Source organism: Mesorhizobium kamtschaticum (assembly GCF_056174585.1).
The window spans coordinates 365000-379345 of the sequence record NZ_JBWBWI020000003.1 but is presented as its reverse complement, the minus strand read 5'-3'; the positions used below and the strand labels follow the sequence as shown (position 1 = coordinate 379345).

The 14346-nt window shown below is 58.2% G+C and carries 6 protein-coding genes and 2 pseudogenes; 6 read left to right on the top strand and 2 right to left on the bottom strand.

The window, feature by feature from the left end; translation table 11 throughout:
• Positions 1 to 40: 40 nt before the first annotated feature.
• From AC0V7N_RS40875 to AC0V7N_RS40850, 6 genes and pseudogenes are all read left to right on the top strand, one after another.
• Positions 41 to 310 carry a HEPN domain-containing protein gene (locus AC0V7N_RS40875; RefSeq protein ID WP_496628578.1) on the top strand — a complete coding sequence of 90 codons (270 nt, stop codon included), beginning with the start codon at positions 41 to 43 and terminating at the stop codon, positions 308 to 310.
• Positions 311 to 825: 515 nt separating this feature from the next.
• Positions 826 to 3823: pseudogene (locus tag AC0V7N_RS40870) on the top strand (TrlF family AAA-like ATPase).
• Between the two features lie 659 nt (positions 3824 to 4482).
• A complete protein-coding gene (locus AC0V7N_RS40865) occupies positions 4483 to 5742 on the top strand; it encodes a metallophosphoesterase (RefSeq protein WP_496628577.1) in 1260 nt (419 codons plus the stop codon).
• On the top strand, positions 5739 to 9209 hold the full coding sequence (locus AC0V7N_RS40860; protein WP_496628576.1) for an AAA family ATPase: 3471 nt from the start codon (positions 5739 to 5741) through the stop codon (positions 9207 to 9209). The genes AC0V7N_RS40865 and AC0V7N_RS40860 overlap by 4 nt, the downstream gene beginning before the upstream one ends.
• 196 nt (positions 9210 to 9405) lie before the next feature.
• Complete coding sequence (locus AC0V7N_RS40855) at positions 9406 to 10113, top strand: DUF6088 family protein (RefSeq protein WP_496628575.1); 708 nt, start codon at positions 9406 to 9408, stop codon at positions 10111 to 10113.
• Positions 10110 to 11162, top strand: a complete 1053-nt coding sequence (locus AC0V7N_RS40850; RefSeq protein WP_496628574.1) for a nucleotidyl transferase AbiEii/AbiGii toxin family protein — start codon at positions 10110 to 10112, stop codon at positions 11160 to 11162. The genes AC0V7N_RS40855 and AC0V7N_RS40850 overlap by 4 nt, the downstream gene beginning before the upstream one ends.
• Before the next feature lie 359 nt (positions 11163 to 11521).
• Here AC0V7N_RS40850 and AC0V7N_RS40845 read toward each other — a convergent pair whose 3' ends face one another.
• Both AC0V7N_RS40845 and AC0V7N_RS40840 read right to left on the bottom strand, forming a co-directional pair.
• Positions 11522 to 12532, bottom strand: a complete 1011-nt coding sequence (locus AC0V7N_RS40845) for a phosphorylase family protein (RefSeq protein WP_496628573.1) — start codon at positions 12530 to 12532, stop codon at positions 11522 to 11524.
• Positions 12533 to 12600: 68 nt separating this feature from the next.
• Positions 12601 to 14248: pseudogene (locus AC0V7N_RS40840) on the bottom strand (MFS transporter).
• Positions 14249 to 14346 lie beyond the last annotated feature (98 nt).

Sequence of the window (14346 nt, the reverse complement as noted above, 5' to 3'; positions counted from 1 at the left end):
GCGGCTGCCTTTACCCTCCACTAAGCCATCGAGCATAGCTATGGCAACACTCCTGCTGGTGCTCACCAACTACAGCCCACCCTCCCATAAGCTGACGTTTCTGAGGTCCTTGGCCGAGGATCAGGATCGACGGTTGTCCGAGGCGTGGCCACGTGAACAGCAACGTCACCGCGCCTGGTTCAATACACTGAACGAAGCTCACGTGAAGGCCAAGTATTTTAAGCACTATTCAATAAGCGAAGAGGCGCTTGTCTGGTTGGGCGAGCATACCGACGTACTTCACAAACGCGTCGAACAGATTTGCTTGTAGCATCTGGACCGGATGAGGGAAACTGCTGGCGCATAGAGGACGCGTCGGCGATTGGAACAGGTCTGCTGTGCGTCAACTGGCGACGCTCGGCGCGAGACAATCAAGATCTTGTTTTGGGTCGAAAGCTGACTTTCAGCTATGGGTCCAATTTGCTCAGAACAGACGTCGCGCTTTTCGCAACGGTGCCATTGCTCAACTGAGGCGGCGTTTCGGAGCCGAATGTCACCCCGTCAGTCGGCATTTTTGCGGCAGTTGGAAGCCACAAGAACACGCCTAGGAACCTCGTTGACCTGAATAGTCAGCGGCGGTTGCATGCCCGCCTCTTGTTTCCAGCACCGTTTTTTATCTTTCGGCGACAGGCGGCGACCTGTGCTATAAGTCATGAGAACATGCCTTGATTGATTCTTTCATCCGACTAGATTGTGCCCGCGCGAATCTAGGCGCAGATTCGTGATCCTGCCGACGAAAGGCATGGCTTCTCCGGATCGGAAACCCCGTCACCTGGAGTGCTTCGGATGAGTGTGTCCTCGACGCCGCGTGCTGCCAAACGAGAGGCTCATCGAGGGTCGCAGTGGCTTAAGTGGGATCTGCATTTGCACGCGCCAGGTACGAAGCTCTCTTGCGGATATGGCAAACCGGACGACGCGACGTGGAAACGCTTCCTGGCTATTCTCGAACAATCCGAGGTCCACGCCTTTGGCATAACGGACTATTTTTCATTCGATGGCTACCTGAACACCGTCAAGTGGTATCGCCAATTGCATCCGGACTCGACCAAGCTGGTGATCCCGAACCTGGAACTGCGTTTGACCGAGACCGTCAGCATCGACGGCAAAAACGTCAACACGCATGTTCTGGTAGACCCGGCTGTCGCGACGGCCGAAGCCTTGAGCAAGTTCCTCAACGACCTCGAAACGCACATATCCGTTAGTGGCAGACGGTTACGCTGCAGCGAACTGACGTCTGCGAATTACGCTGCGGCCACCGTCAGCATACATGATGTTAAGGACTCGCTAAAAGGATGCTTCGCGCCGGAGCAATACATTATCGTCACCGCCGCCGGAAACGATGGCCTGCGCGGTACCGCCAAAAATTCCCAGCGTAGCAAATCCATTTCCGATGAACTCGACAGGATCAGTAGCGCCTTCTTTGGGAAGTCGAACAGCACGGCATTCTTCCTGAGCGACTCTCGGTACGAGGACGGGTCGAAGTCGGAGCCTAAGCCCCTCTATGACGCCAGTGACGCTCATTCCTTCGAGGACCTTGGACGTTTGACAGGTGACGAACCGAGCTATCAATCGACCTGGATCAAGGCCAATCTGACTTTCCGAGGTCTCCGGCAGACGATCTTCGAACCGGAACATCGCGTCTTTGTCGGAGACCGTCCAACTGTTCTCGTCCGGCTCGAGCGTGAGGCTACGCAGTTCATCGACAGGCTGGAGATCAATCCCGTCGCCCAGTATACGGGTCATAACGGCACTTGGTTTCGGAACGTCGAAATCCCGTTCAACCCTGAGCTGACTGCCATAATCGGGAACAAGGGAAGCGGCAAAAGCGCTGTCGCGGATATCGTGGCGCTGCTCGGAAATACTCGCCAAGCGAAATATTTCTCGTTTCTAACCGACAGCCAGACGAACAGGAAATTCAAACGGCCCGGGTTCGCCGAGAATTTCTCGGGTCGTCTCGTATGGAAGAGTGGGAGCGTTGTAGAGCGGACTCTGAACGATGATGTCGATGAACTTTCGCCGGAGGCGGTCAAATACCTGCCACAGAACTACTTCGAGAGCCTGACGAACGAAATCGAAGTGCAGGCGCTGCGTCGGGAAATCGAAGACGTCGTATTTTCGCACGTCGACATCAGCGACAAGATGGACGCCAAGAGCTTCCACGATCTCGAAGAACGGAAGACATTGAACAGTCGACAGGAAGCTAGTCAGATCAAAACGAATCTGCGGGAACTCAACATCAGGATTCTCGAACTCGAGGACCAGAGCGAGCCTGGATTCAAGACCAAACTCCAGGCGGAACTAGGGGTCCTTCAGAAGCAGGTGTCTGCACTCGAAGCGTCGAAGCCTCCAGAGGAAGCTGCCCCGGCTGCTCAGAGTGCAGAACAGGAGGCGGCGACAGAAGAAATCGCGTCACAAACCCGGTTGCTGGACGACCTTGCTGCGCGTGAAAAGAGCGCCGTCACGCGGCTCGGTCGGCACAAGACTACGTTGCAAGAGGCCAGTGAATTCAAGGACGCCGTAAATGCCCTGAAAAGCCGTGTGCAAAGCGACAAGGAGGTTTTCAAAACCAAGTATAGCGGTCTCGGCTTCGATGTTGACCAGGTCATCAGTCTTACGGTTAACCTCGAAGAGGTCACCAAGAAGATTGAGGCTGTGAACGAAGAAATCGTGGCGATTGAACGCGAGAGCGCCAGGGTTTTCGATTCAAAGACCGATCTTTCCAAAGTCGCCAGCGTACCCGACCTGCGTGCTGCGCAGAAATATATTGCCGATCGCATCGCCGAGACACGCGCCGCTCTCTCGGCACCTCAACAGCGCTATCAAAGGTATGTGCAGGCCGTCCGCGAGATATCCGAGAAGATCAGCGATATCGTCGGTCAAAAGGCCTCGCCGAAATTAGGGACTATCGCGGAACTGGAGGCCCGCATTGCCCGGATCGACAACGATCTGCCGGGTGAGTTGTCCAAGGCGTTTGAAGACCGTAAGGCGCTGTGCTTGGCCCTCTTCGAAAGCAAGCACAAGATAAGAACGTTCTACGAGGGTTTGAAAACCAAGGTTGAGTCGCGGCTCACCGCGGTGAGTACCGGGGACTTCAAGGTGTCGATCGACGCGTCTTTTGTACCTTCTCCCAAGTTCGGTGATGAATTTTTCAACCATCTGAACCAAAACGTGAGCGGCCCCTTCCGCGGAGTTCGCGGAAGGCGCGCGCGCCCTTCAACAGAAGCTATCGATAGTCGACTGGAACTCCTTCGAAAGCATCTTCGCCTTTGTGGACGATGTGGTCGGATCGATGAAATCGGGTGGCATCAGACGGCAGACCAAAGACGTCAAGAAATTCTACGACTTCCTTTATTCCCTCGAATACTTCGAACCCCGGTACGAGTTGAGACTGGGAGGCAAAGACCTGAACCAGCTTTCCCCCGGAGAGAAAGGGCTTCTCCTGCTGGTCTTCTACCTGCACCTGGATACCGACAGCTCGCCCCTCATCATCGACCAACCCGAAGACAATCTCGACAACGACAGCATATTCGCGGTACTCGCAAGGTGTATTCGCGACGCGAAGAAAACCCGGCAGGTCATATTGGTGACGCATAACCCAAATCTCGCGATCGGAGCCGACGCCGAACAAATCGTCTATGTCCGGTTGGACAAGGTGAACGGTTACAGGTTCAGCTATGATTGCGGCGCGATCGAGAACCCGAATACCAATGGTCACATCGTAAGGGTGCTCGAAGGTTCGCGGCCAGCCTTCGTACAACGTAGGCTCAAGTATCAAATCACCTGATGGCGGGGTATTGCGGCGTTGCTTTGTTTTGTAACGTCCGCTCCTGGCGTTTCCGGACGTGGTCAATGGCGAAGCATCCGACTACCATAAGAAGAGCGGGTGATGTGGACGACCGAAATGAGGCGCAAAGCCACCATTCCGCTTTCCACCATGTCCAGATTGCTTACCGTCCCAACGGCCGACATGGTTATGTCATTGACCTTCAAGTCGACGGCGCCCTGGAATGAATCGTTCTGGCGGACACGGGATTTCGACCAGTTACTGGCGCATCGCGCGCGGAACTCGATAGTGAGAAACGAAAAGTTATGTACGCTGATCTGCAGGCAATGATCTCTGATGATTGCGGGTTGATCATCCCAGTCTTCGTCGACGAAATATTTGGTCTTTCAAATAGTGTTGACGGGTTGATTTCGTCGCCGGTTTGGGTTGGCGCGCGAGCAGGTGAGCAACTCTACTTCACGTCATAGCCTGACGGGCACATCGAGGAAGGTCCAGGAACGACCGTATGTCCGTCGCTTCCTGTATCGCTCGCAACGTCGTCGTGGGCAATTTCTAACCCTTCAGGATCGGCGGCAAAATCAGCCAAAACCATTCTATGGCAAAATTCATCTATCGAGCAGCGGTCGAACACTCGTATGTTTGTGATCGGAGACTGCTCAATGGCATTTCGATTCGTACACACCGCTGATATCCATCTCGACTCGCCACTGCGTTCGCTGGCGATGCGAAACCCCGACCTTGCCGAACTTGTCGGAGACGCCAGCCGCCAGGCATTCATTTCCATAGTTGACCTCTGCCTTACGGAACGTGTCGATGCCCTGGTCATTGCCGGCGATCTCTATGATGGCGATCAGACGTCGATGAAAACGGCGCGGTTTCTGAGCTCACAGATGACACGACTTCACCAGGCCGGCATCGGGGTTTTCAAAATCCGGGGAAACCATGACGCAATGTCGCGAATATCGAAACAGCTCGTGTTCCCTGACACGGTCACGATCTTCGGAGGCCGTTCCCAGTCAGTGCTGCAGACAGCCGGCGGACTCGACGTCATGTTCCATGGCTTGAGCTTTGCCAACCCCAAGGCGCCGGACAGTCTGCTCCCCAAGTATTCAGCGCCGCGTGAAGGCGCGGTCAACGTCGGCATCATGCATACCAGCCTGGCCGGATCGCCCGGCCACGACGTCTATGCTCCCTGTAGCATCGCTGATCTGCACAGCCATGGTTTTGAGTACTGGGCTCTTGGGCACATCCATGTGCGCCAAGTCCATCCTGGGGCGAGCACCGTGGTGATGCCGGGAATTCCACAGGGCAGGGACATCAACGAGGCAGGAGAGAAATCCGTCACCCTGGTGACGGTACGCGACGACCGCACCGTCGAGATCGAGGAAAGGCTAACCAGTATCGCGCAATTCGAACGGGTAAGCGTCGACCTGACCGAAACGGTGGAATGGTCCGAAGTCGTCGCGCGGGTCCGCTCCGCGCTCGAAGATGTGCGCGCCTCCGTCAAATCCCGTCATGTTGTGGTCCGTCTCGGTTTGACCGGGGCGTCACCCTTATCCTGGGCGCTGATACGTGACCGCGACCTGCTGCTCGCAGAAGCCGAGCAGGTCGCGGAACACACTGGGGACACCTGGGTGGAGAAGCTCGAGCTCAATGTCTCTCCATCCGCGGGCGAAACATCGGAGGGCGTCGCTGATCCGATTTTCGAACTCGCTCAATCCATGCGCGCCGATGCCAGCTCGGAAGCTTTCCGTGCCGGGGCGAGGGCGTTAGTCCAGAAGATCATCGCGGATCTTCCGCCTGACGGGCGCGATTTCGCCGGTAAGGACGAGGCTGAGTTGGAGGTGTTTCTCGACAGGGTGCTTGCCAACGGCGCCGACCTGGTCACCGCCCGCCTTAAGGCTGGTGGGTCACAATGAGGCTCCGGCGACTTGATCTCATTCGCTATGGTAAGTTCACCGACAGGACGATCGACTTCGGGTCGAAACCGGAATCCGGTCCCGACCTGCATATTGTCTTCGGCTTGAACGAGGCCGGCAAGTCGACTGCGCTTTCTGGTTATCTCGACCTGCTGTTTGGAATCGAGGAACGCAGCCGCTACAATTTCCTGCACGAGTACAGCGCGATGCGCATCGGCGGGGTGCTCGAACTCGGCGGCGCGGAACACACGTTCACACGCACGAAGCAGCGCACCAACTCATTGTTGAACGCGACTGGCCAACCGGTCAGCGAAATGGCGATATCAGCACATCTCGCGGGGCTGTCTCGAGACGCATACGAGACCATGTTTTCGTTGGACGACGAAACGCTGGAAGCAGGTGGAAAATCAATCCTGGAATCGCGTGGTGACCTGGGCAAGCTGCTGTTTACAGCGAGCGCCGGTCTCGGGCACGCAAGTGATACATTGAGCGTACTCGAGACCGAAGCGGACAGGCTCTATCGCAAGCAGGCACACGGAACCGAGCTTGCGCTGCTTAAGAAGCGGCTTGCGGAACTGAAGTCCGGGAGGGACGCGATCGACACCTTGGCGTCGACTTATGAGAGCCTTGAAGCCGAGCGTCTCGACGCGACAGAAAAATACGACCGCAGCATCGCCGAACGGTCGGTGCTGTCGGCTCGGCTCGATACGATCGCGAAGTATCTTCGCGCGATCCCGATCCTTGCCGATATCCGACGTAAGGAAGCCCAACTGGCCGACTTGCCTGAGATCCCATCACCGTCACGGACCTGGACGGGCAGTGTCGCCGACATGATCGAGACCGACGCCAGTCTGAGAACGCGGCTATCCGCGAGTGCGGACGAGCTCGAGCGGGTGACGACGAAAACCGCCTCGGTCGGCGTGGACGCGGTGATCCTTGCGATCTCCGAACGGGTTCGCGGCCTGGCCGACCGCAAGGTGCGCTACGTCTCGGCCGGCCTCGACCTGCCAAGTCGCAGGACGGAGCTGCAAATCCTCGACAATGCCGTGGCGACCTGCCTTGCCGCTCTTGGCAGGTCCTCCGAGCCACACCCTGCCAACCTGCTCTTGCCTGCTGCAACCATTGGCGCGGTGCGCACCATGGTCGAGCAGCGATCCGGGATCGTTACCAGCGTGCACGTCGCGCGCGAGGAGGCTGCGGCCGCTGCTGATGCGCTCCAGGGGGCACGCGAGCGGGTCGGCGAAGAACGGGCCGTGCCCGAGCCTGCCAGGGCGAGGCTGGTTTCGGCTTTGTCTACGGCAAGGGCCAGCGGGCACATGAGGGAGACCAAGGCGGCACGTGAGGCCGCAGATGCAGGTGCAATTCGATGGGAGGCCGCGAGCGCGCGCTTGCATCCCTGGTCGGGAGATGCGCAGGCATTGGCCAGGATCGCTATTCCGAATGCTGGGCGGCTTGGCGCATGGAAGGCGCTGGCCTCAGAGCTCGGTAAGAGCAGGGGCGTACTTTTCGAACGTCTTGCCGAGCACCAAGGCAATCACGATTTGCTTTCGGCGCGGCTGGATGCCCTTCGTGCCTCGGTCGATGTCACCGACGATGATGTGGCGGGCGCCATTCGGCGCGCCCGGGACGAGGCTTGGGCAAGGCATCGCGATGACCTGACTGGCGAAACTGCGGACGATTTCGCGGCAGCACTGGCCCGAGACGACAGCGTCGCGGCAGGCCGTCTGGCTAACGCCCGGGAGCTCGTTGAGATTCGCAGCACAAACCGCAACCTCGCTGAAGCCGCGGCCAACATCGCGCATGCGCGCGACCAACTTGCACGCATTGGCTCGGATCTGGAGGCAGTGTTCTTGGAAATTCGCGCAGCGGCAAGAGACTTGCTCGGACCGTGCGAGGAAACATCCCCCGAACAGCTGATCGAAATGATCGAGGATCGCATTGCTGCCCGGATCGATGCGCTCGCGGCATGTGAGGAGATCGAGCTTTCCCGCAGGAAGACCGAGCGCTCGGTTGATGAGGAAGGGCGAATACGCCTGGAGCTGAGCGGTGCGCTGGCGAGCGTAGGCGTCGGTTCAGATCTTGGTGACAGCCTGGAAACGGTCATGGCCGTGGCAGAGCTGTTCCTTGAGAGGCAATTCAAAGTGGACGCTGAGCGCACCGAGGCGCTCAAGACCGTTAGCGCAAGGCAAGATGACTTGGCCGCCAGACGCCGAGCCATCGAAGTCGCTGAGCGGCGAGAGGAGGAATGGCTAACCGGCGTTGCCGAAGCGCTCAAGGGGACCTGGCTCGAGAGCGGCATCTCGGCGCCCGGCGTCGGCGGCGTCCTCGATCAATTGGCTGAACTGTCCAAAGGTCTTCAAGACCGGGACGCCATGCAACTGCGTATTGAGAAGATGGAGGCCGACAGGGACAATTTCCTGGTCGAGGTTACCGCCATTGCAGCCGAAGCGGACGAGGCGGCCGACGACGACGAACCGGAACAGCTGGCGATTCGACTTGCCGAGCGCCTGGAGCGCGCCGAGCGCACGCGCGAGGCCAAGGCAAGCCTCGTCAATGACCTGCAGCGCTTGGAGGATGGGCGTGAGATCCTCGATGCCGAGATTTCGGCACATGAGCGGCGCAAGAACGAGGTCCTGAGCGTCTTTGGCGTGGCAACGCTATCCGAAGTCGTGCAACGCGACGAACTGCTGCGCGACAGGGATCGCCTGCGCACAGCCGTGGCCGAACTCCAGGAGCAGGTGTCGTCCGAGCTGGCGGTAGAAGGGTTCGAGCAGGCGCGTTCGATATTGGATGCCGTCAATCTTGACAGTCTCGCAATCGAGAAGGCCGAGGCGGAGCAACGGCTTCGCGACCTTGACGAGGTGTTGCAGCAACAGCTCATTCGGCAGACGCGCGCGACCGACAAGCTGGACGCCATTGGCGGCGACAGCGCTGTTGCCCGCATAGATGCCGAACGGCGTACCGTCCTTCTGGAAATCGAGGAGAAGGCCGTCCGCTATATCGAGCTCAAATTGGGAATAATGTCGGCTGGAAATGCTCTGCGTCTCTATCGCGAGCGTCACCGCTCCGGGATGATGGAGCGCGCATCAGACGCGTTCGCCCTTATGACGCGCGGCCAGTACTCTGGCCTGACAACGCAACCTGTGAAGGGTGGGGAAGTGCTCATCGCGTTGCAGCGCGATGGGCAATCCAAGGTCGCTGATGCGTTGTCAAAGGGCGCGCGCTTTCAGCTCTATCTGGCCCTGAGGCTTGCGGGGTACTACGAGTTTGCGCAGTTTCGGCCCTCCGTACCCTTCATCGCAGACGACATCATGGAAACCTTCGACCATGTCCGTTCCGAGGAGGTCTTCAGGTTGTTTGGCGAAATGGCAAGTGCCGGTCAGGTGATCTATCTTACGCATCACCAGCACCTATGTGAGATCGCCAAGGCTGTTGTGCCGAGCGTAGCGATTCACGAACTGGGATAGTAATGGGTGATTGTGTCGTAACCGCTCTACGTCGATGAGGGCGTTTTGCGCTACCAATCATTTGATGAGGACGTCGAGCTCGGCAGCTACTTGGGTTGTAGCAAGTTAGCCAGGTTATCTGGTCCGAAATATGTGGACATTTTTCGGACATTCCAGGGCTTGGCATTCGTCCGAAATACGTATACATATTTCGGACATGAGCGAGACTCGATCCGACCTGAAGGCTCTCATCCAAGATCGCATGGTGGCAAGTCCACCACGCACGGTCTGGACGCCTGCGGATTTTCTTGACCTTGGCAATCGCGATGCGGTGGACAAGGTGCTGCAGCGGATGGTCAAGGCCGCTGAGCTGCGGCGGATTGATCGCGGACTGTACGATCGACCGACATTCAACACCCTGACCCAGCAGAAAAGCCCACCAGACCCCCGTGGCGTCATTGACGCCGTGGCACGGCGCGATCAGATCCGGGTCCTCGTCGACGGTATGACCGCGGCAAATGACCTCGGTCTGACTGACGCGGTGCCGGCTCGCATCGTCGTTCACGCCGACGCGCGGTTGCGGCCGATTCGCCTTGGCAACCTCGACATCACCTTCCGGCCCACGTCGGCCAGCAAACTCTATTGGGCAGGGCGCCCGGCAATGCGCGTCGTCCAGGCGCTGCATTGGATGCGCGATATGCTGGGCCAGCATGACGGAAACCAGAAACTGTTGCGGCGTCTGCGCCGACTGCTGAACGATCCCGACCAAGGTGAGCGCCTCCGGGCCGATCTGGCCGAAGGCCTGCCAACCCTTCCCGCTTGGATGCAAGTTCTTTTGAAGTCCCTGCTGAAGGACGCGGCCGAGATATCCCAAGGTCAGCTCCAGCCGAACGGGACTACGTCACCGAGAATGCCGAGCCAATGAATTCTGCTTATGACCAAGTTCTGAGCGCCGACGCCGAGACAAGGGCGGGCCTGTTTACGACAACAGCTCAGCGTCTTAGCTCCACGCCGCAGAATATCGAAAAGGACTTCTGGGTGTGCTGGACCTTGGACGCGCTGTTCAACGGCATGCCCGACGACAGTCCACGGCTGCTATTCAAAGGCGGCACCTCCCTTTCCAAGGGGTTCGGCCTGATCAGCCGGTTTTCGGAAGACATCGACGTCACTGTGTTCCGCGATGATCTGGGGGAGGGGACGTCGATCGCTGAACTTCAGAACCTCAGTCGAACCAAGCGCGAGGCGAAGCTGGATGCCATCAAGGACGCCTGCACGGCCTATATCCAAGGACCGATGGCGGAGGCCCTGACTGTATTGGTAGCCGCAGCCGCAGAGCGCACGGGACTGCCGCAAAAAGACTTTCAGGTACGAACTGACGACGATGACAGGCAGACCCTTCTGCTTTGGTATCCGACCGCAACGCCTGTTGAGGCGTATGTCCGTCCGGCGGTAAAGATTGAGTCAGGCGCGAAGTCAGCGCTCGATCCGAACACGCCGCAGATCATCCGACCCTATGTCGACGACGACGCGCCAGGTCTCGATCTAAGTGTGGCAGACGTCACTACGGTCGATCCGGAGCGGACCTTTTGGGACAAGGTCGTGATCCTTCATGGCTTGCGGCGCTGGTTTGAGCGTCGCGGTGAACTGCGTGGTGGCGGCCAACGGATCTCGCGACACTACTATGATATTCATCGGCTCATGGAGTCCGAAACCGGCCGCCGGGCGATCGCGAATATAGACCTTGGCGCCGACTGCGTGGCTCATGCTCGCATGTTTTTCAACCGCAAGGACTACGACCTTGCATCAGCTGAACCGCCGACCTTCGCCCTGCTGCCTCATGACGAAATGGTTGATGCCCTGCGGCGAGACTATGGTGCCATGACCGCCATGATTTTTGGGCCTGTGCCGAATTTCAACTTGGTGCTCGAAAGCGTCGGACAGTTGGAAACGCTATTGAACGCGCCAAAAGGTTGACGTTCAGCCTGCTGTATGTTCGCCATTTGTATCGAAAAGTCGCATAAAAAGGCAGACTGGAATTCGGTCTAATGTCCATACTTTCCAATCTGACATTCAGTCAGGGTCGGCCTTTTTGACCCATGGCAGCCGCGGCGAGTTCATCGTGAAGGCTGGTTTGCGCCGCATCTTGGTAGTTCCGCCGGGACCTTCCGCCTTCCAGAAGCGGACATCACTGGTTCCAGTGCCCGCGCGGCGACTTCGCTCCCGTCTCGGCCGAAGATGCAATCATTGAATGCAAACCTTAACAATACCCACAATTTTGAACATGGACGTCGCACTACATCGTGGTCAATCTCAACCAGGGAAACGTCTTCTGTTCAGCAGAGTCCATGATCTGTACACAGTTTCGCCAGCACCTGTGTGCTTAAATATGCAGCATAGGTACGTTGCGAGTCTCCTTTATCCTCGTCAGCGAAGTCGGACACACCTTTGAGGATTAAGAACTCTCGGGGTGGAAGAGGGAGCTCGCTCACAGCCGTCGCGACGCCGTAAGCTTCCATGTCTATCGCAAGCAGCTTCCGATGCTGCAACTGCACCCGATTTATCATCGCGGCTCGGGCCACGACGGCGGCACCAGATGCAAATGGTCCAATGTGAAGTCTAGGCATGTTAGATGGTGGCGAACCTTTGAACTCGCCCCGCAGTAGGGTGAGAAGGTCGCTCTCTCCCTCAAATTGTTCAAGTAGTCCGCGCACTCGAGACGATAGAGCGAGTGGATACGGTGCTGGCTCGAACACCTCCTCCTTGCCTCTAGTGCTATATTTGCCGCTGCCGTAGTCCCATGTTGGATTCGCGGCGATCACATCACCTATGTTTGTATCGCTTTTGCTGCCGGCACAAATGCCCACCATAGCAATCAGTCTTGGCCTAAACCTGATGCCTAACTTGGTGGCCAATGCTGTTGCCGCAGGCATGCCCATCTGTCCAGAACGGGCGACAACTGCTCGGCCGATTGTTCCATCAATCCGTCGAAAGTTACCGGAATAATAGGCTGTTGGGTCGTGATCACCATTTGCGACACCCCACGACCAGGGCAATTGCAGGACGGCGTCAAGTTCAGGCGAGCGGAGCGCTACAACAATGCCAAGGTCGTAGTCAGGTGCCGGAACGTCGCCCACGGTTTTCACACAGAGAATGTGACGTACCTTCGCCACGAGCTGCTCCGACCATTCACTACTAGCGCGCTCATAGCGAAGAACAGACCAAAGCTCGCCTCCAAAGCGAGCAGCCGCCGCCTCGTAGACATCTTCACGCGCTGTCACGCCGATCACTTGCGTTGGCATTTTAAATCGAGCGTTCGCTATTCGGAAGCGGGCGTTGATCTCCAAGCTTAGCAACGGTGATGGACTGCGCAGGCCTCACCCGTGTCCAACCCCTGAAAAGTTACCGGTCGCCTTTACGGGCGCGATACAAAGGGCACTGGCTGAACTTGGCGGCCGGGGGCAGGATTTGTCGACCGCTCGATCGAAAGTGCGAGATGAGGAGGAGAACCACCGACCTGCAGAGGCGGCAAGACGCTCGCCTACCTCCCGGTCAGTCACCGTTAGCCGATGGTTTAGACGAAGATAGTCCGTCCATGTCGGCGTGCGGAATGTCTCGGTCCAAAGTGTCGGCTTCTGAAGGTCGCGCTGGAGGGTCCAGTCCCGCGCACCGGCACGGCTCTGAACGCGCCGCCTTTCGCGCATGCAACTCAGAAATTCCGCGATATTCCCCTCGGCGATCGAGTACTCCACCTTGATCACGATCGGGCCGCTCCTGGGCTTCAGATTGAGGGCCAGTTCTGGAGGCGTGAAGTCGAAGGCTCCTTGATCTGATTCTTCCCAGAGCTGGATCGGCAATAGCTTTCCCGCTGCTGCAACCAGCAACAGTGCCCCTGCGGCACCTTCCAAAGCCCACGTCAGGGAATAGTTCTGCGCGACAGTACCCCAGATCCAGCTGCCGGCTGCCATGCCGCCGTAGGTCAGAGCGTAATAGATCGACAGAGTGCGACCAACGACCCACCTTGGGCTTGCCAACTGCACACACACGTCGGTTCCGGTCCAGGTGACAACCCAGCCTGCGCCACCGATTGCAAGCGCGATCGCCGCCACAGCCACCGATGATGTGAGAGCCAGTAAAAGGCAACACGTTGCGCAGGCAACGGACGCGAGCGTGATCAATCGATTTTGGGACGTGATGCGTCTCAAGTAGCCATTGCCAATGCCGGCGATGAAGGCGCCTGTGCCGAAGCCGGCCAACAGGACGCCATAAACAATTGGACCACCCGCCAGTTGGTCGCGAACCAGGAGGGGGAGCAGAGCAAGGATCGAGATGCTTGACAGCCCGAACAGGGTTGCCCGCACAATCGCCACTCTGATCTCCGAGGAGATCGCCGTGAAGCGCATGCCATCATGAATGGCCGTCGTCATCCGCTCGCGCGGAAGAGGCGAAGAGCGAACTTGCCATTTGGAGCGCAGGACAGCGCTCAATGGGACCAAGTCGCTCAGCGCTGCAAAGGCGAATGCCGCGAGGGGTCCCAGCAACGCCAAAATTACACCGCCCAGCGCCGGTCCTATGCTTCGAACAACGTTGTACCCCACCGACATCAGCGTCACTGCAGCGGGTATCTCGCGCTTTTCCAGGATATCGCCGACGGAGGCGTGCCAGGCTGGATCATTCAAGGCAAAGCCGCATCCGGCCAAGAAACTCAGTCCCAGGATCAGCCATGGGCTGACAAAGCCCAGCCCCACAGAGAGCGCCAGGGCCGTGGATGCCAGTGCGATCAGGCAATGTCCGGCAAGCATCACCCCGCGGCGGCTGAAGCTGTCTGCAATCGCTCCAGCAAGGATCGACAAGAAGAAGGCGGGCAGGGTCGATGCAGCCTGCACGAGCGCAACCATCAGATCGGAGGCTGAGATCGTGGCCATGAGCCAGCTTATGGCAACGCTCTGCACGAGCCAGCCAAGGCTGGATATCTGCGTGGCTGTCCAGATCGAACGAAAGACCGGGTTCTGAAGAGGGAGTAGGGTGGTTGCCGCAAAGGGCGGGGAATCTTGACGCGGCATGACTTCTCACCTTCTCCAAGTGTTCTTTCGCCCACCTGCCGACAGCGGTGCGCTTTACGCACAGCCTGCGTCACAACCAGGTTCCGATATCGCGCTGG

Bases quoted from the DNA above. Each gene is read 5' to 3' on its own strand.
- AC0V7N_RS40875 (WP_496628578.1), top strand. From the start codon at position 41: ATGGCAACACTCCTGCTGGTGCTCACCAACTACAGCCCACCCTCCCAT.
- AC0V7N_RS40865 (WP_496628577.1), top strand. From the start codon at position 4,483: ATGGCATTTCGATTCGTACACACCGCTGATATCCATCTCGACTCGCCA.
- AC0V7N_RS40860 (WP_496628576.1), top strand. From the start codon at position 5,739: ATGAGGCTCCGGCGACTTGATCTCATTCGCTATGGTAAGTTCACCGAC.
- AC0V7N_RS40855 (WP_496628575.1), top strand. From the start codon at position 9,406: ATGAGCGAGACTCGATCCGACCTGAAGGCTCTCATCCAAGATCGCATG.
- AC0V7N_RS40850 (WP_496628574.1), top strand. From the start codon at position 10,110: ATGAATTCTGCTTATGACCAAGTTCTGAGCGCCGACGCCGAGACAAGG.